General features: G+C 58.3%; 18 protein-coding genes. All 18 read right to left on the bottom strand.

Annotated features, from left to right (window positions below; all coding sequences use genetic code 11):
- Positions 1-25 precede the first annotated feature (25 nt).
- The 18 genes from tssG to tagF all read right to left on the bottom strand — a co-directional run bounded on the left by tssG (position 26) and on the right by tagF (position 16,515).
- Complete coding sequence (tssG, locus tag FOT55_RS20415) at positions 26-1,096, bottom strand: type VI secretion system baseplate subunit TssG (protein ID WP_049206010.1); 1,071 nt, start codon at positions 1,094-1,096, stop codon at positions 26-28.
- Positions 1,093-2,979, bottom strand: coding sequence for a type VI secretion system baseplate subunit TssF (tssF, locus tag FOT55_RS20410; RefSeq protein WP_060433406.1), 1,887 nt, complete (start codon positions 2,977-2,979; stop codon positions 1,093-1,095). Before tssF ends, tssG begins: the two co-directional genes overlap by 4 nt.
- Before the next feature lie 4 nt (positions 2,980-2,983).
- Positions 2,984-3,559, bottom strand: coding sequence for a type VI secretion system baseplate subunit TssE (locus FOT55_RS20405; protein ID WP_043138711.1), 576 nt, complete (start codon positions 3,557-3,559; stop codon positions 2,984-2,986).
- 2 nt (positions 3,560-3,561) lie between these two features.
- Positions 3,562-4,383, bottom strand: coding sequence for a type VI secretion system accessory protein TagJ (locus FOT55_RS20400; protein ID WP_043138708.1), 822 nt, complete (start codon positions 4,381-4,383; stop codon positions 3,562-3,564).
- 15 nt (positions 4,384-4,398) lie between these two features.
- Positions 4,399-5,385 carry a double-strand break repair protein MRE11 gene (locus tag FOT55_RS20395; RefSeq protein ID WP_043138706.1) on the bottom strand — a complete coding sequence of 329 codons (987 nt, stop codon included), beginning with the start codon at positions 5,383-5,385 and terminating at the stop codon, positions 4,399-4,401.
- 28 nt (positions 5,386-5,413) lie between these two features.
- Entirely contained in the window at positions 5,414-6,187 is a 774-nt protein-coding gene (locus tag FOT55_RS20390) for a PP2C family protein-serine/threonine phosphatase (RefSeq protein WP_025303297.1), read from the bottom strand.
- Positions 6,187-7,920 (bottom strand): type VI secretion system-associated FHA domain protein TagH, encoded by a 1,734-nt coding sequence (gene tagH, locus FOT55_RS20385; RefSeq protein WP_049206015.1) that lies wholly within the window; start codon positions 7,918-7,920, stop codon positions 6,187-6,189. The genes FOT55_RS20390 and tagH overlap by 1 nt, the downstream gene beginning before the upstream one ends.
- A gap of 531 nt (positions 7,921-8,451) precedes the next feature.
- A complete protein-coding gene (locus FOT55_RS20375; RefSeq protein ID WP_043138696.1) occupies positions 8,452-9,213 on the bottom strand; it encodes a DUF4225 domain-containing protein in 762 nt (253 codons plus the stop codon).
- Between the two features lie 61 nt (positions 9,214-9,274).
- Positions 9,275-9,649, bottom strand: coding sequence for a T6SS amidase immunity protein Tai4 family protein (locus tag FOT55_RS20370; protein WP_049206018.1), 375 nt, complete (start codon positions 9,647-9,649; stop codon positions 9,275-9,277).
- A complete protein-coding gene (locus FOT55_RS20365) occupies positions 9,627-10,421 on the bottom strand; it encodes a lysozyme inhibitor LprI family protein (protein ID WP_043138771.1) in 795 nt (264 codons plus the stop codon). The genes FOT55_RS20370 and FOT55_RS20365 overlap by 23 nt, the downstream gene beginning before the upstream one ends.
- A gap of 81 nt (positions 10,422-10,502) precedes the next feature.
- The gene (locus tag FOT55_RS20360) at positions 10,503-10,985 is read right to left on the bottom strand and encodes an Hcp family type VI secretion system effector (protein WP_004961372.1); all 483 of its coding nucleotides are present in this window, start codon (positions 10,983-10,985) and stop codon (positions 10,503-10,505) included.
- A 195-nt stretch (positions 10,986-11,180) separates the two neighbouring features.
- On the bottom strand, positions 11,181-11,609 hold the full coding sequence (locus FOT55_RS20355) for a T6SS amidase immunity protein Tai4 family protein (protein ID WP_147823933.1): 429 nt from the start codon (positions 11,607-11,609) through the stop codon (positions 11,181-11,183).
- Positions 11,610-11,635: 26 nt separating this feature from the next.
- Entirely contained in the window at positions 11,636-12,127 is a 492-nt protein-coding gene (locus tag FOT55_RS20350) for a T6SS effector amidase Tae4 family protein (RefSeq protein ID WP_025303293.1), read from the bottom strand.
- Entirely contained in the window at positions 12,124-12,507 is a 384-nt protein-coding gene (locus tag FOT55_RS20345) for a Rap1a/Tai family immunity protein (RefSeq protein WP_025303292.1), read from the bottom strand. The genes FOT55_RS20350 and FOT55_RS20345 overlap by 4 nt, the downstream gene beginning before the upstream one ends.
- A gap of 67 nt (positions 12,508-12,574) precedes the next feature.
- On the bottom strand, positions 12,575-14,080 hold the full coding sequence (tssC, locus tag FOT55_RS20340) for a type VI secretion system contractile sheath large subunit (protein WP_016927259.1): 1,506 nt from the start codon (positions 14,078-14,080) through the stop codon (positions 12,575-12,577).
- 3 nt (positions 14,081-14,083) lie between these two features.
- Positions 14,084-14,620 (bottom strand): type VI secretion system contractile sheath small subunit, encoded by a 537-nt coding sequence (gene tssB / locus FOT55_RS20335; protein ID WP_016927260.1) that lies wholly within the window; start codon positions 14,618-14,620, stop codon positions 14,084-14,086.
- 120 nt (positions 14,621-14,740) lie between these two features.
- Positions 14,741-15,772 (bottom strand): type VI secretion system protein TssA, encoded by a 1,032-nt coding sequence (gene tssA, locus FOT55_RS20330; RefSeq protein ID WP_049206021.1) that lies wholly within the window; start codon positions 15,770-15,772, stop codon positions 14,741-14,743.
- Between the two features lie 23 nt (positions 15,773-15,795).
- Complete coding sequence (gene tagF, locus FOT55_RS20325; protein ID WP_049295867.1) at positions 15,796-16,515, bottom strand: type VI secretion system-associated protein TagF; 720 nt, start codon at positions 16,513-16,515, stop codon at positions 15,796-15,798.
- Positions 16,516-16,533: the final 18 nt, after the last annotated feature.

The following is a 16,533-nucleotide window of genomic DNA, read 5'->3' as shown; positions in this document are numbered from 1 at the left end:
CCGCAGGGCGCCGGCCGAAATAGGGTCAGAACGGGTTTTCCAGCGGTTCAGGGCTGAAGATCAGATCGTCGAGATCGCGCTGTCGCCGATGGTCGGCCAGCCAACTGCTCAGGCCCAACCGCTGCGCGCCGCCGAGCTGGATGCCGTGCGCCTGTTCCTTCGCCAGGATCAGGCGCACTTCCCAGACGAACTCGATGCCCAGGTATTGGCGCACCCAGTCGCGCAGTTGCCGGCACAGATCGGCGCCGGGCAGAAAGCGGTCATAGTCCCGCTGCGGCATCGGCCCCAGCTCGATGCGGAACTTGTGCTGGATATCCCGCACCGCGATGCCGAGAAAAGCCGACTCGCCGAGCCGTGGCGCGCCGCGTCCGGCCTTGAGCCGCGCCTGCTCGCGCGGTTCTACCCGCAGCCAGTGCGGCACGTTCTCGACGATGCGCACCGGCACCTTGAAATACTGCTGCAAAATCTTGCTCAGGCCTTCCGGATCGCGGCTGTGGCGAATCAGATGACCGGCCATAAAATGTTTAGCGTGGGCGTTGATGCTGTCGCGTTCCTGCTGCGCCGGCTGGCCGAGGCCGATCAGGCTCGACAGGTACTCGTCGAAGCGCCGGTTGTCCGGGCGATCCAGCGATACCGTCGGTTGCGCGTCGGCCCAGGCGCGGTAAAACAGCAGCGTCAGCCGGTGATGGAACAGATTGGTGAACGCCAGCAGGGTGGTGTCCTGATGGTGATACACCCGTTCGCGCACGTATTCGGTCAGGTGCAGCGGCAGCGGCCCGTTGGGGCCGAACAGACCGAAGCTGAAGATCGAAACGTCGTGCAGCGGGCTGTTGGCGCGCGGCGTCACCTGCGCCAGCGTGGAGGGTGCGAACGACAGCGAAGGTTCCTGCCCCAGGCGCAGCATCTCGTGGCGCGGCAGCGGCGCGCGTCCCAGCAGGTAGGGCTGGCCGCCCTGGGCGTCGATGCGGCGCAGCAGCTGAAACAGATCGTGCTTGTAAGGCGCGCTGCGCAGCCGCGGCCAAAAGTCGTCCGGCAGGCGATACAGCGCGTTGATCTGCGGCGGCGCCAGTTCGGTGGCGATCATCTCCGCGTTCATATCAGCGTCCTTTTGCCCATGCGCGCCTGCCAGTGGGCGATTTCGCCGCGTTGCTGGCTGGAGAGCGTCATCTCGGTGAAGGTGTTCATCGCCACCAGGCGCGAGAACAGGCGCTCCAGCACGCTGCCGAGCAGGTAAGGGCTGTTGCCCGAGAACGCCTGCTCATCGACCGTCAGATCGATGGCGATGCCGCGCGCGAACACGATGGGGCCGGGTTCAGGCACTCGCCGATAGACCGGCCGCAGGTTACAGTGGCGCACGCCCTGGATCTGTTTGGCGATCGCCGGCTCGCTCAGGTTGCCATACAGCCCCAGCAACTGGCGCAGGCTGGCGGCGCCCTGTTCCGGATCGCCGTCCATCATGCTGAGGTAATTCAGCTGCAGCTGACTGATCAACCGCCAGGTGATCATCCCTTCGGCCAGCGCCGGGCGTGGCGGGGTGGGGCCTTTGCGCAGCGAGACCTGCTTGATCGGGATTGAATCGGGCATCACGAAGTTGCCCTGATCCTGCTGCAGCAACATCAACGGCAGGTCGCGGCTGGTGCACAACACGTCGGCGGTGAGGTATTTCAGATCGCTGTGCCACGGCGATTGCCGTTCGTCCACCAGCGATACGAACACTTCCGAACCGGCATAGCCGGTGCGGGTGCCATAGCGGCGGGCGTGTTCCGACAGGGTGCGCTGTTCGCGCCGCAGCGAGAAGTAGGCGCCATAGTTGCCGTCGTCCGCGCTCAGGGTGCTGTAAAACGGCCGAAACTCTTGCTCGTAGCGTTTTTCGCTGGCGCTGCCGCCGAGCCGCTGCACCGAGAACACTTCGTAATCCAGCGGCCGGATATTGTCGACCACCAGATGGTATTCGTGGTTTTTTTCGTTGATCGCGATGCGTTCGGCGATCTTCGGAAACAGGTTGATCACCGGCGTACAGTGCAGCGCCAAATGGGCAACGTCGACCACCCGTTCCAGCGCGGCGTCGTGCCGATCCAGCAGCACCACGATCTCGAACTGGCGCAGCGCTTTTTTCCCTTCGCGCACGCTCTGCAGCAGCGGACGCAGGCCGTTGACGCTGAAAAACTGGAAGCGCGCCGGGAAGGCGAAATACTCCTGCAGCAGCCGGTAGCCTTCAAAGTTGCGCAGGTCGTTGGGCAGCAGCGCCTGCTCGGCGGCGAAGCCCTCCTGCCGCAGCCCGTCCAGCGCCAGCGCCCGCCGCTGCGGTTGCGCCTCCACCGTTTGGCAGACAAGCCCGACGCTGTGCTGCATCAGCAACTCCAGCAGCTGCTGCGCCTGCATGTCCGGCCCGGCCAGGTAAAACATCAATTGGTCCAACTGCAGGTTGTTGAGCGTTACGCTTTCGTAGCACTCGAGCCGAATGCGCAGCGCGCTGACGCTGCCGCTGTGCTGCAGCCCCAGCGAGGCCAGCGGGATATCGGCCGGAATGCCACCCAGCTCGACGCCGGCGATGCGCACCGGCTGCAGCGTGACGTCATGGGCGGTGGTGTAGCTGCAGGTGATGCCGCTTTTCTTCAGCGTCTGGCTGTCCATCATGGTGCCGCGCGGCACCACGAAACCGTTGCTGATGTCGCCTTTGCTGCTGTCCGGCTGCAGCTCGGCGATCGCCATCGACGGCGTCGGCGACAGGTAATTGGGGTAGATGATCTCCAGCAAGCGCTGAGAAAAGCGCGGGAACTCGGCGTCCATTTTCAGCTGCACGCGCGAGGTGAGGAAGGCGAAGCCTTCCATCAGGCGCTCGATATAAGGGTCCGCCACGTCGATGCCGCGCATGCCGAGACGGCCCGCGACCTTCGGGTACTGTTCGGCGAACTCGGCGCCCATCTCACGCAGATAGGCCAGCTCGCGGTTGTAATAATCTAACAGTTTACTGTCCATCGCCTTACCCTATGTCTTTCAGATCGAAGTGGCCGTTTTCCAGATCCACGTCGGTACGGAACAGAAACTCCAGCGGATAGGGCACGCACCACAGGCGGCCCTTGATTTCGATCGACAGCACGTTGTGCAGCTCCAGCGAGCCGGTGTCCGAAATGCAGCGCACCTGCAGTCCTTCGGGCAGAATGCGCGGTTCGAAATGGAGGATGGAATCGGTCAGCGCGCGCTGAATGTCGAGCCATTCGATGTCCGACATGCGCTTGCCCGCCAGCGAGGCGATGCCGTAATTCAGCGTGGAGCGCCGCACCTGCGGAAAATCGCCGAGATCCAGATTGGATTCGCTGTTGACGCAGTTGAACAGCCACTGCAAATCGCGCAGCACCCGACGGCGCAGCTCGCTGTGCGACACCAGGTTGCGCACCTGCGCCTCCTGTTTTTTCTGCGGTTCGTCGTCGGTCAGCATGTCGAGCAGCACCGGCTGCATTTTGTCGCGCGACGTCAGGCGCTCGCTGTCCTGACGATTGCGATAGCCCTGGCGGCGCAGATCGCCGCCGTCGTAGTGGGGTGGGCGTTTATCGTTCATGTTCAGGCGCTCGCGTCGAAGCTCAGCTGCCGCAGGCTGTGCAGCGGGAATTCGTCGCTTTCGCTGAGCCAGGTCTTCAGGCCTAGCCCCGCATAGTGGGTGCCGTCGCCCAGCGGTTGCCATTCGGTGCGTTTGCCCAGCAGCAGCGCGTCGTCGCTGCCTTCGGCCAGCGGGTAACGGGCGGGCAGTTGGCATACCTGTTCGCGGCCGTCGGTCAGACGCACCAGTGCATGGCTCCACACCAGATCGATGGCGCTCTGCGGCGCCTGGAACTGGATCGCGGCGATATCGGCGAACGGCAGCCAGTAGTAAACGCCGTTCAGCGCCAGCTCGCATACCGGCCCGAGGCGGCCGTCACCGTCGGTCAGCCAGTCGAAACTCAGCTGCCGCTCTTGGTTCCCTTCAGCCAGCGTTAACTGCCCGGCGCCGGCCGGTGCGGCCTCCAGCGCTTCGTCGCGCAGCGTCTGGGCCTGTTCGGCCGCCCCTTGCGCATCCTGATGCAGCGCCTGCACCAGCAGTTGCAGCCAGGGCTGATCCTGCCGCAGCAGCGCCGGCGCGGCCGCGCCGGCAAACACCGCCTGGCGTTGCAGCTCGGCGTTGACCGACTGCATCAGCAGCAGCGTGGTCGGTTGAGCGATCGGTTTCAGCGCCTGCCAGGATTTCAGCTGCGCGTTGGCGCGCGTCCAGTTGCCGCTCAGGCACAGCAGTTGCACCAGCGCAGCGCGCAGGTCGGCATCCGCCGGTTTCGCCTTGATATCGTTTTCGACGGCGGTGATGGCCGCGGCGATCGACTGGCCTTGCAGCATGCTTGCTAATGATTTCACAGGCTTTCCTTATAATCAGTGAGTGGCGCCGTTAACCGACAGGTAGCTGCCGCTGGCGGGATCGACGCGGTCTGCGGCCAGCTTTTCTACCAGCTTGAAGGTCAGCGGGGCGGGGGCGCTTAGCAGCGGCTGCCAGGCGGTTTGCGCCTGCTGTACGCGCTGTTTGACCTTGTTCTCGTCGGCGGCATCGACGCGCGGCATTTCAACGATCGCTTCACCGTTGAACGCCCAGGCGTGCAGCTTCGGTTCGAAGCTCAGCAGCAGGAAGCTGCCCGGCGCCTGCGGGTTGCCGCCCAAAACCAGCCGTTGGGCGTTGGCGCTGACGACGGTCAGCGCGCGATCGCCGCCGTTCACCTTCGCCAGCGGGTAACCTTGCAGGAACCACAGCGTCGGCGAGAGGGTTTGGCCGCCCTGTTGCAGCGTGACCGCACCGCTGCCCTGCAGCCAGCCGTCCTCGCCGCAGCGCAGCGCCTCACCAGCGGGAATGAATAGCGCGCCGCCGTTGGCTTCGTCACCCCAGAAGGTGCGGAAGTGGCAGCCCTGCGGCAGGCTGAAACGCTGAGGCGGCGCGGTGTCCGCCTGCGGAGAAGTCACGGCCACTGCAGCAGGGATAGCCGGCTGCGGCGGGGTTTCCGGCTGCTCGACGGCCTCCTGTTTGACCACCGGTTTCCAGCCGCGCGCTTTGGCGGCTTCGCCGCTGGCCAGCTTCTCACCACGCTTGTCGGTCAGCGTCCAGGGCAGGTGGCCGGCTTTGGGGCACTGCTTTTCCAGCAGATTGCCGACGCGCGGCAGGAAGTCGTTCAGCACCGCCGGATCCTGGCTTTGCGCCGAGACGATGCGCAGCGGGATGCTCTTGCCGCACCAGCTTGCCGGATTGCTGTTTTTGACGTCATCGATAAACACTTCCAGCTTCTGGCTGGGGGAGTAAACCAGGCGATAGTTCATCGCCTGCGCGGTCGGCACCGCCATCAGGGCGACGAGCCCCGGCATCCAATATTTCATAGTGAACCTTGCTGTGAATGTGCGCTGCTCAGTCGCGGCTCAGAAACCGCTCCGCATCCGCCAGCGAATGCAGCAGGGTAGTTTCCTGCGGTGAGCCAATCCAGACGGCGATAGCGCTGTAGTTATCGCTGTTATTGTTTTTCTTCCATGCCTGCTGCATTAGGGCGATCCACTCGCTGGGGGAGTTGACCATATGCAGCGACTGTTCCAGTTCGGCCTGGCTGAAGCTGTGCCAGAAGCCGTCGGTGCACAGCAGGAAAACGTCGCCGTCTTCCAGCTGCAGCACGTCGCTGTAGGTGGCGTCGCGCTCTTCGTTGAGCCCCAGCGCGAAATACAGCAGGTTGCTGTTGATGCCGTTGGTCTGGTAGCCGGCGTCCTGCATCTGTTGGATCAGGCTGTGGTCGGTGGTGACGGTATGCAGGTAGCCGCGGCGGAACAGGTACAGGCGGCTGTCGCCGGCGTGCGCCCAGTAGGCCAACTGGTAATCGCGATCGATAAACAGACTGACCAGCGTGGTGCCCATCTTGCTGTATTCGTCCGACTGCCGCTGCTGCTGGTGGATGGCGGCGTTGGCGCTGGTGATGTGCTGGCGAATGCTCTGGGCGTTCAGGTGCTTTTCGCCGTCGAAGTTTTGCAAAATGGTGTCGCGTGCCAGTTTGGCGGCGATATCGCCGCCCGGAAAACCGGCGATGCCGTCGCACACCACGAAGCAGGCGGCGCGGTTGCCGAGCACCTCGCCGGTCTGATCCTGGTTGGAGGCGCGGCCGCCCTGGTTGGAGGTAGAGGCTATGGTGATATTCATTACGCGTCCGGTTTGGTCTGTGAGTCTTTGTATTGATTCACTTCAACGTCATAGGCGTGCAGGAAGGCTTCGCCGAACAGGGTGTGGAAATCGTCCTCGATTTCGCCGGAGGTTTGCTGATAGTTCTTCACGAAGTAGTCCCACAGCGCAGCTTTGCGGTTGGCGGGCAGCGACAGACGCGGCGCCACGCCTTCCTTGCGCGCTTCTTCTTCGAGACGCTCCGGGTTAAACGACTGCAGCATGGCGGCGATGATGGCGCGAATACCGGCGATCATCCCCAGCTGGTGCGCCTGCAGGTCGATCAGCGCGTCACGCACCGCCTGTTCCGGCGGCATAAAGCCCGGCATCTGGCTACCGAACATCTGCATCAGCACCGTTTTTCCCGAAGGCAGCAGCTTGAACGGGTTGTTGGCTTCGTCGAGGATCATGGTCATCTCGGCCTTCACGCCGCGCTTGAGGATCGAGCGGGATGAGAGCAGGGCGACGGTGCCTTGCGAGAACAGGCTCAGCAGGCGACCGGCCTGGCGGATCTGTTGTTCGTCAAAGTGCGGCTGCGGTTGCAGATCGTCGAGACCGATGCCTTGCAGCAGCGCCGCCAGCAACGGCCCTTCCAATGCGTCGCCACTTGGCGCGGCGGCGTGCTGCCGCTGAGCGGATTGGTAGGCGACCGGATCGATGCCCAGGCGGTTGCCCTGGCGCGGGCGCGGCGGCTGTGCAGGCGGTTCCTGCTGGCTGAACTGCGGCGCAGGTTGGGGCTGTGGATCAGGCGTCTGCACGGGCGGCGGCGTCGGCTGTGGGCGCGGCGCTACCGGCTGTGCGGCGACCGGAGCCGGTGCTGGCGGCGGGGACGGCGGCTGTACCGCTTCCTCCGGCTGAGCCAGCGGCACGGCGCCGCCCATCAGCAGCCCCAGCGGATCGTTGCTGTTTAACGTCTCTGGCGAAGCGGGCGCGGATGAACCGCCGAACAGCGCCAGCGGATCCAGCTCTTGCTCCGGTTGCTGCGCATTCTGGACGGGGGGAGCCGGGCGCGTCGGCGCAGCCTGCTCCGCCAGCAGCGCGCTGGGGGTGGTGTCGGCCAGGATATGCTCACGCTCAAAGGTGGTGTCGGTGTTGAACAGCGCCGCCGGATCGGTTTGTTGCTGCTGCAGCTGGCGCAGATCGACCTCGCCCGCCAGCTGCGCCAGCGGATCGGCCGGGTTCAGCTCGCGAGCGGGGGTCTCCAGCAGCGGATGATTGTCCGGATTGGTGATCGGCGGCGGTATGACGGCGGCCGGCGCGTTCGGCGTAAATTCTTCCACCAGGCTGTCCCAGATTTCGTTGGGGATCGGCGCGGCGGATTTTTCTTTGGCGGCGGCTGCAGGGGCCGCAGCCGCGGCAACGGCCTTGGCCACCGGTTGAGCCTGCGGCGCGGCGTGCTGTTGCAGCGCGCTGACTTCAATCTGGTAATCGTCGATGCCGAGCACGTCGCCGTCCTGCAGTTCAACCTGGCGGCCACGTTCCAGCGGAATGTCGTTCAGCAGCACGCGGGTAACGTTGCCGCGATTGGTGATGCGGCATTCGCCGTCAGCGGAAATGTGCACGATCGCCTGCAGGCGGGAAATGGCGCGCTCTTCGTCCGGCAGCACCAGGTTGTTGTCCACGCTGCGGCCGATGGTGCCGCCCGGCGGCAGAAAATCGCAACTGCTCTGCGGCGGAACCTGGCCGCTTTTATTTTTTACAATGGAAAATCGCATAAGGCATTCCTGCTGATAAGATCTTATGGCTAGACAGTGGAACTCAATAACGGGATGAGTTCGACTTTATTTCTTTCCTAAGAGAGAACTTTGAACGTGAGTGACTAAATTTTTTTTGGTTAACGCATTATATGGTCGAAAACTTCAATGTAATAACGTGAGGCTGTATGTGTCAGGTGATGCCTTTGCTATTGCTAGCATTATTCTTACCCTTTTTCTTGTAATAGAGATTAGTCGGTAGTTGAGATAAGTAAATTAGGGCGAATATAATACTGGCGTACCATACCTCGTCATAATCTTGGAATTTTATATTGAGCATTGAATCCAGTATCTCAGAACCATAGTTAAATATTAAACCTTGGGTGATGCTTGTAAATAGATTTACTATGGTAACTATCACAAAAAGAGAATAAGATTTTTTATTGTTAACTTTCTTTTTTAGGTGATACAGCCCGACAAAAACTACAACTGACAGGAAAAAGTATAAAAACACAAATGAGTAAGAGTAGGTGGAAAGCGTGACGTCATCGCTCACTGTTTTGTTTCCTCATCGATTAATTTGTAAATTCCATAGCCGGTTATGGCATTGGAAAAAACCTCTGTGCCTAATGGAACCGTGCCAAGCTTTTTCCATCCAATAATATAATCGCTATTTATGTGTTTAAACAACCGCCAAGAGTCTGGTCTTAATGACTTGCTAAATATACCGTACCCAGATAGTGAGATGTCAACGGAACTATAAACGATGTCAGCTTCATTTTTATTATAGCCTAGATAGTTAGCCGCGTAGTGGTATGCCTCTCTTATACTGCCAACCTTATCTTTTCTGAAAAGTAAATAATAGCCACTTTCGTAAAAATTATTTGCTCCTTGAGCCATTAACGGTACGCCAACGCCCCCGCAGGCCATGCCTGCAGAAAGTGCACAGGTTCCGATTCCGGCAAATATCTGAGAGCCGCCACTGACAAAACCAACTTGTTTCATCACCAGGTTTGAAAATCTTTCTCTTTTTTCTTTTTTTATTGCGACAAAGAGCTTGGCTTTACCTGTATTAATGTTGAATTCTTGTCGTCTGAGGTTGTTGATTTCTTCTTCGATTATACTGATTGCCCCAGCGTAGGATGTGCAGTGTATACTGATATCCCTTTTTGCAAACTGAATAAGTTGGTCTATTTCCAGTGAGAAATTAGCTCTTGATTCGTTGGTGTATAGATACTGTCGTGAAAACGTTCTTGATAGTTTTTTGAGTTCATCGATAGATCTATCCAGATCTACTTTTGTTTTGTATTGCATAAGGATTCCTTTCCTATTCTTTATACCAATATTTACTCTGTGAAGGGATGCGGATTTACTCTCAGTTGTCGTCTTTCCCTTGGTATTTCTTGATGATGGCTTGCAGCGCTTGGCTGTGTACAAGATCGATGCACTTGGCCATCGTCATCGGCTCCCCTGACATACTGTCATAGGGCTTTGCCAGAAATTCTTTTGCCAGCGCCCTGACGGCGGTATGCGCTTCCAGAGAATAATCGCCGAATTCCGTGTAACCCCGAGCGGCGGCGGCGGCATCGTTTTTGACTTCTTTTGCTGAGTACCCCTCGGCGATGCAAACGCTAAGCGCGTAGTTTTTGAGGTACTCGGCAGAGGAGTACTTTCCGTTGGCGGAAGCTTCAGTATTCAATACCGCCAACGTGAGTAGGAATACAGTTTTAATCGTATGATGTGAGTTCATCGATTCGTTTTTGCATCGTATCGGCCAGGCAGTCTTTGTCATCTCGGCATTTATCCCTTTGCAGTAACCAAGATTTTTGCGTGCTGTTTAAAGAGGCTGCCAGCTTTTTATCTCCTGCATCGGTCGCCTGCTTTTTTGCCAACAGCCAAGCTTGGGAAACGCTTTTGTCATAGGCGGATAAATTGAAATCTGAGCAGATAGTTTTTTCAACAATACTTTTAGATTTAGCGCAGTCGAAAGACGCTGCAGGTTTAGGAGCTTTCGGTAACCGTTCTAATTGCAGTAGCGAGCCATCGTACCAATTAACCAGCATTTTTTGTGGATTGAGAGCAGCAAAACTGGAGCCTACACCATTATCGGATGGGCCGAATGATCCGGAGTGACACGCGATCTTGAAAAGAGAGACTTCTGCTTGGCCGTTTTCTTTCAATGAATAGTTTTTAGCCGAGATGCTTTTATCTCCGCCCATCGACTTGCCGATGAATTGATTTAGCGTGCTTCTCTCAATACTTAAGGTTGGCGCTGTGCAGACGTCTTTTTCCGGCAGATTGTTTTCTATTGATTTAGTGGAAATAGTGATTACCCTTCCTAGTAATCGAGGGTCGTTGAGTTGATAGTTAAGTGTGCGGGTAGTCTCATTGTCTATGTTGACCTGAGTTACTTGCCATAAGCCATCAATAGTTGATGATGTTGGGGCATTAACGTTTTTTTCTGCTGCATATGCACTGAACGATAATAAGACGCCGCTGATTAGAAGTTTATTTTTTTTCAATAGAGTGATGCCCTTCTTTCTGCAGAGAACTGTCCTTTGCTTGCTAATAAACCTCCCCATAACGGGGAGGTTGTATAACAATTAAGCTTCGCGGTTTTCCTTGATGTTCCAACCTGCGCTGCTTTCGGCGCCTTTGCCGCCTTTGTCGCTCTGCTCCCAGTATTGCTGTTTCACTTTCGCCGCCTGGAAGGAGTAGGTGACGCCCACGGTGTCTTCGCCGCCTGCGCCGGTGTACTGCACGGCGGTGACCAGCACGTCGTCCAGGGTGATTTTAACGTACTCAACCTGAGTACCGCCCGCCTTGCAGACAGATAACTCAACCTTGGTCAGGTGCTTACCGCTGGAGCAGTGCTTCAGCAGCGCCGGGGTTGACTTGTCGACCAGCGCGTTAACGTGCAGATCGTTGAAGCACACTTTGCCGGCGCCACCGCCGCCGCCAACGCCCATATTGCCCGGTTGAGAAGCGCCCCAGGAGAAAGAAGTAATGTCGGTCCAGCCTTTGTGATTCGAATCTTTGGATTCGCCGCTGGCACCTTCAACTTTCAGGAACATATCAATAGCCATAGTTTCTTCACTCTTTATTAAGGGTTAACAGTAGTATTAACGTTACGTTGAAAAACTCAGGTAATAGCAGCAGGAATTGCAAGTGTGGTAATGCATTACCAATTTATATCCTTGTGCCATGCACCTTCTTAAATACCGAAAACTATCGGTACGGGTTACCGAGCCACTATTAAGTGCTAATGGCTCAATGCTTAATTATTTCGCGTTATCTTGATTCCACGTGCGATCTGGGTTGCCTGCTATGAGCTGTCGAGAAAGCTTGTCCAATTCAGGGCTATGGTACAACCGCAGGCAGTTTAGGGTGACACCTTGACTCTTGTCTTTAGTTTCGCTGTGAAAATCATTGATTCTGGATTTATATTTGTCGATGAGAACATTGATTTTCTCATCACCTGATTCGATATCGAATGGCATCCATTCTCTCATCGCATTCGCCGTTCTGGCTGCATCAAGAGAGAATGCTTTATCCGAATCGGAGACCTGTGCCAGGCAGCGTGACAATGCCAGTTCTTTTACGACCTGGTGATAAGGCATCTGTTTGATAAATGCCACCGGATCCTGAATCGGCGCTGCTTGCAGCCTTAATGAGGTGATAAGCAAGCATGCAGTTAAACCAAACCTCATGCATTTACTGATAAGCCGATGGAACACTAGCTCAACTCCCAAAACCAGACCTCTTTGCAGTTAAAATAGCAATGGGAATGGCAGGTTAATAGCGAGTTTTCTGGTTCGATAAGATCAATGTGTCCGCCATCATAGTTGGTGATCTTATTGAAGAACACGACTCCTTTTTTATTGCCAATACCTTTCTCTGCATCTGGAGCATTAAAGAAAATTTTGGCTTTGCCAAAACTACTGGAGCGATGCAACTGATCGGCCAGCAATTTGGCTCCCGGTTCAATCGTTTTACCCTTATAGGCGCCTTTCTTGATTGGCAGGCGGCCTTTGAAGCTGATACCGGTTTTCAACAGCGCCAGGCTCATGCGGACGGCACAGGTATTGGCATAACCAGGATTTTGCTTTAGAAGCGTATCAAGCTCATAGCCAATCTCAGCGTAAACGGCTTCTGCTGCCAAATATCCCGGGCTAGAGTAATCAGAGGAGTAATGGCTGCTTTTTAGCTGACGATATAAAGGTTTCATGCTTTGCCTCCTTTGCAGGGGAAGCGAGTCGCCAGAGCCTCTTCAATCAGGGGGGCAGCCCTTTCGTGCAGGCGCGCAGCGGGAAGTTTATTAAAGAATTCGAACACAAACTCCTGCAGAGTGACGGTTTGTAGCTGGCTGTATTGGCACCAGCTTTTTCCTTCCGTCGCGTCCAGCACGCCCAGCAAATAAATCCGCGCTTTCTCTTTTTCCTGTTTATCTGCACTGCGATAGAAACGGAAAAAGTCGCTGCCTGGCAGATTGACATCATCGGACGTCAAATGCGCTATCGATGTCTGCTCTGCGAAAGCTGGCGGCGCGGCGGAGAGCGAGCAGACGACTGCCAACAGCGATGCCAGATAAAACCGTTTTGTCTTCATCTTTCTTTCCCTGTGATGAGGTTAATGTATCAGCCAGGCCGCACTACCGCGGCCTGACTTCAGTCCATCATGACGCGTCGTTTTGCTTCAGCGAAGGCAGCTTCGACACCAGGCGCAGGGAGACGGTCAGGCCTTCCAGCTGGTAGTGCGGGCGCAGGAAGAACTTGGCGCTGTAATAGCCCGGGTTGTCTTCGATCTCTTCCACCTGCACTTCCGCCGCGGCCAGCGGTTTGCGCGACTTGGTTTCCTGCGAGGAGTTGGCCGGATCGCCGTCCACGTAGTTCATGATCCAGTCGTTCAGCCAGCGTTCCATGTCGTCGCGCTCGCGGAAGGAGCCAATTTTGTCGCGCACGATGCACTTCAGATAGTGCGCGAAGCGGCAGCAGGCGAACAGGTACGGCAGGCGCGCGGAAAGCTGGGCGTTGGCGGAGGCGTCGGCGTCGTAGTATTCCGCCGGCTTCTGCAGCGACTGCGCGCCGATAAAGGCGGCGAAGTCGGAGTTTTTGCGGTGCACCAGCGGCATAAAGCCGTTTTTGGCCAGCTCGGCTTCACGGCGGTCGCTGATGGCGATCTCGGTCGGGCACTTCATGTCCACGCCGCCGTCGTCGCTCGGGAAGGTGTGGCACGGCAGGTTTTCCACCGCACCGCCGGATTCCACCCCGCGAATGGCGGTGCACCAGCCGAACTCTTTGAACGAACGGTTGATGTTGGCGGCCATGGCGTAGGCGGCGTTGGTCCAGGTGTAATTGCCGTGGGTCGCGCCGTCGGTGTCTTCTTCGAAGTCAAACTCGTCTACCGGGTTGGTGCGGATGCCATACGGCAGGCGCGCCAGGAAGCGCGGCATCACCAGCCCCAGGTAGCGCGCGTCTTCCGATTCGCGCAGGCTGCGCCAGGCGGCGTACTCGGTGTTCTGGAAAATCTTGGTCAGATCGCGCGGGTTGGAGAGCTCCTGCCAGGACTCCATCTGCATCACGCTCGGCGCGGTGCCGGCGATGAACGGGCAGTGCGAGGCGGCGCCGATCTTGGCCATTTCGCCCAGCAGCTCCACGTCCTGCGGGCTGTGATCGAAGTAGTAGTCGCCCACCAGGCAGCCGAACGGTTCGCCGCCGAACTGGCCATACTCTTCTTCGTAGACTTTCTTGAAGATCGGGCTCTGGTCCCAACCCACGCCTTTATAGCGCTTCAGCGTGCGGCCCAGCTCCTGCTTGGAAATGCTCATGAAGCGGATCTTCAGCATCTCGTCGGTTTCGGAGTTGTTGACCAGATAATGCAGGCCGTGCCAGGCGCCTTCCAGCTTCTGGAAGTCGTCGTGGTGAATGATCTGGTTGATCTGCTGCGACAGCTTTTCGTCGATTTCCGCGATCAGCGCCTGGATGGTGCGATAGGCGTCGGAAGAAACGGTGACGGTGTTTTCCAGCGCCTGCTGCGCCAGGGTTTTCACCGCGTTCTCGACCGCTTCTTTGGCCTGATCGGTCTTCGGCCGGAACTCTTTGTTCAGCAGCGCGCTGAACTCATCGCTGGAAAAAGTCTCGGTGGTTTGCAACGCATTCTGTTGCTGAGGCGAGTTGCTCATCGATTAATCCTCACGCTCGTTGTTGTCGTCGTTAACCGCCGGCTTCGGCGCGTCGGTCAGGGATTGCAGCAGCGCCGGGTTTTGCAGGATCTTGGAGATCAGCTCTTCGGCGCCGTTCTTGCCGTCCATGTAGGACAGCAGGTTGGAAAGCTGGGTGCGGGCGTCCAGCAGATTGTCCAGCGCGTCGACCTTGCGGGCGATAGCGGCGGGGGAGAAGTCTTCCATGCTTTCGAAGGTCAGATCGATGTTCAGCTTGCCTTCGCCGGTCAGGGTGTTGTCGACCTGGTAAGCGACGCGCGGCTTCAGCGATTTCATACGCTCGTCGAAGTTGTCGACGTCGATTTCCATGAATTTGCGCTCTTCCACGCTGGCTTGCGGATCGACCGCTTTCCCCACCAGATCCGCCATCACGCCCATCACGAACGGCAGCTGGATTTTGCGCTCTGCGCCATAAATTTCGACATCGTATTCAATCTGTACGCGCGGCGCGCGGTTGCGGGCGATGAATTTCTGCCCGCTGCGGGATTTCGAGTTTGACATGATTTACTCCATCTAATGGCGATTGGGAACGCGCCTCGTCCGGCTGGGAGAGTCAGGTTCTGATTCGGGTCTGCGCAGGGCAGACGGTATCGGATGCGTCAAGAGAACAAAGGTCGGCGGCTAGCTGTTCTCCTCGTTGTCGGGGCGACCGAGAATGGTCTCCAGTTGGTTAAGCCCATCGGGCGCCAAATCGCGGACGATTTGCATAAAGTCCAGCGTAATCAGTCGCTGGACTCGATCGATCATCAGTGGCGCCGGGTGGCTCGGTTCATGAAGACGAAAATAGTTTTTCACCTTGTCCAGCATCAACTGGGCGTCGTCGCGCGACTGGATCTGCGCGCTGCGCCAGTTGAGTGGAGCGGTGGCGCTCTGTACGGCGGCCGGTTGCTGCATGGCAGCCGCTTCAGGCGTCGCGTCTGGTTCGTCGGCGGCCGGGGCATCGCTCTGGCCGGCGAGCGCCACCAGAGAAAACACCTTGGTCAGCGCGCTCATTTCCGGCAGCGCGCTTTCCCCCAGATGGCGGGTCACTTCGCTGCGAATGGCGCTCAGGGTGTTGGCGATGCGCGTCACCAGGGCGCCTTCGGGGCGATCCTGCTGCGCCAGTTCATCCTGCAGCCGCGCACGGCCGCCGGGAAAGTTGGGGCACTCCTGTTTGCTGCCGTCGAGCAGGGCACCGGCATCGCGCAGCGAGATTTCTCCGGCGGCGCTTTTCAGCAGCGGCGCGGCGCGTACGCTGGCGGCCAGCGCCGCTTTGTCGCCAAGGTCGGCCAGCGCGTTGATGCGAAACAGCGGATCGGCTTCCCCATCGAACTCCAGCGGCGGCTGCAGGGTGTTCCAGTAACGGGTCATCGACTGGTGGACCAGCGTCAGCCCGTCGGCGTAGCCCGGCAACCCGCGCAGCTGGGTCCAGGCGCGGGTGAGATACAGCATGACGCGCAGGTCTTTGGTGCGCGTTAGCAGCGAGGTCGCGAGGCGCTCGACCTGCACCCAATCCGGCGCTTCTTCCGGAATGATGGTGCTGCCGAACTGTTGTTCGGCCTTGCCGGTGGCGGCTTGTTCCATCGCCAGAAAGTCGGCGTCGTATTCCAGGTTGTCGCCGCAGGGATTGTCCGCGTCAACCGGGGCCAGCAGGGTATCGGTATCGATAGCCATAGAATTTCCTTCAACGAACGATGTTAATCAAACATTTGCGGGTACTGGCCGCCGCGGCCGGGGCGCGCCCAGCCGTTGGGTTCGAACAGCAGTGAAAACAGCTGCACGGTGAGGTTGCCGCTGTGCACGTGGGTGTAGAGCGGATGTCCGTCGGCCTGATTGGTCCACCAGAAGCTGGTGTACTGCGCCGGATCGAAGCAGTCGGCGGCCTGTTGCCAGCCGAGGCCCGGTACGTCCGGATGCTGGAAACCGATAATCGACAATATCTCGGAATCCGCTTCCGCCGGTGGGCTGGGCAGCGCCGGGATCGCCTGCAACGTGCGGTCGATCTGCTCGACGGAGAAACCGTTGCGCACGCCGTTCAGCAGGGTATGGCCGAGCTGTTGATACCAGCTCGCCGCCATGTTCAGCTGTTGCGGGCGCCATTCTTGCAGGCTGAACAGGCGCAGTGCGCAGATGGGGTAGCGCCGCCCGACGCGATCGCGCGCCGGCAACAGGCAACCCATCTGCACGTACGGGCTGCCGAGCGTGGCGGGGATCACGAAGTTCCACACCGGTGCGTTGCTGAACGGGTGGCCGTTCGGCCCCTGTGCATCGCGCTGTAAATTCACCAGCCCGTTATGGAACCAGTGGGCCCAGTTGTTGACCACCGGGTCAGGCAAACGGCGTTGCAGGAAGTCACCGGCGGAAGGAAGTTTGCCGTACCAGCCGATGCTCGTCGGGGCGCTTGAATCAGTGCTCATGGTCATGTCCTTTCGGGG

The sequence above is a fragment of the Serratia bockelmannii genome (assembly GCF_008011855.1).
GTDB classification, from domain to species: Bacteria; Pseudomonadota; Gammaproteobacteria; order Enterobacterales; family Enterobacteriaceae; genus Serratia; species Serratia bockelmannii.
This window is presented reverse-complemented; position numbering and strand designations above follow the sequence as displayed.

Excerpts from the sequence above, each read along its gene's own strand:
- tssG (WP_049206010.1), bottom strand. The coding sequence starts at position 1,096 with ATGAACGCGGAGATGATCGCCACCGAACTGGCGCCGCCGCAGATCAAC.
- tssF (WP_060433406.1), bottom strand. The coding sequence starts at position 2,979 with ATGGACAGTAAACTGTTAGATTATTACAACCGCGAGCTGGCCTATCTG.
- FOT55_RS20405 (WP_043138711.1), bottom strand. The coding sequence starts at position 3,559 with ATGAACGATAAACGCCCACCCCACTACGACGGCGGCGATCTGCGCCGC.
- FOT55_RS20395 (WP_043138706.1), bottom strand. The coding sequence starts at position 5,385 with ATGAAATATTGGATGCCGGGGCTCGTCGCCCTGATGGCGGTGCCGACC.
- FOT55_RS20390 (WP_025303297.1), bottom strand. The coding sequence starts at position 6,187 with ATGAATATCACCATAGCCTCTACCTCCAACCAGGGCGGCCGCGCCTCC.
- tagH (WP_049206015.1), bottom strand. The coding sequence starts at position 7,920 with ATGCGATTTTCCATTGTAAAAAATAAAAGCGGCCAGGTTCCGCCGCAG.
- FOT55_RS20375 (WP_043138696.1), bottom strand. The coding sequence starts at position 9,213 with ATGCAATACAAAACAAAAGTAGATCTGGATAGATCTATCGATGAACTC.
- FOT55_RS20370 (WP_049206018.1), bottom strand. The coding sequence starts at position 9,649 with ATGAACTCACATCATACGATTAAAACTGTATTCCTACTCACGTTGGCG.
- FOT55_RS20360 (WP_004961372.1), bottom strand. The coding sequence starts at position 10,985 with ATGGCTATTGATATGTTCCTGAAAGTTGAAGGTGCCAGCGGCGAATCC.
- FOT55_RS20355 (WP_147823933.1), bottom strand. The coding sequence starts at position 11,609 with ATGAGGTTTGGTTTAACTGCATGCTTGCTTATCACCTCATTAAGGCTG.
- FOT55_RS20350 (WP_025303293.1), bottom strand. The coding sequence starts at position 12,127 with ATGAAACCTTTATATCGTCAGCTAAAAAGCAGCCATTACTCCTCTGAT.
- FOT55_RS20345 (WP_025303292.1), bottom strand. The coding sequence starts at position 12,507 with ATGAAGACAAAACGGTTTTATCTGGCATCGCTGTTGGCAGTCGTCTGC.
- tssC (WP_016927259.1), bottom strand. The coding sequence starts at position 14,080 with ATGAGCAACTCGCCTCAGCAACAGAATGCGTTGCAAACCACCGAGACT.
- tssB (WP_016927260.1), bottom strand. The coding sequence starts at position 14,620 with ATGTCAAACTCGAAATCCCGCAGCGGGCAGAAATTCATCGCCCGCAAC.
- tssA (WP_049206021.1), bottom strand. The coding sequence starts at position 15,772 with ATGGCTATCGATACCGATACCCTGCTGGCCCCGGTTGACGCGGACAAT.
- tagF (WP_049295867.1), bottom strand. The coding sequence starts at position 16,515 with ATGAGCACTGATTCAAGCGCCCCGACGAGCATCGGCTGGTACGGCAAA.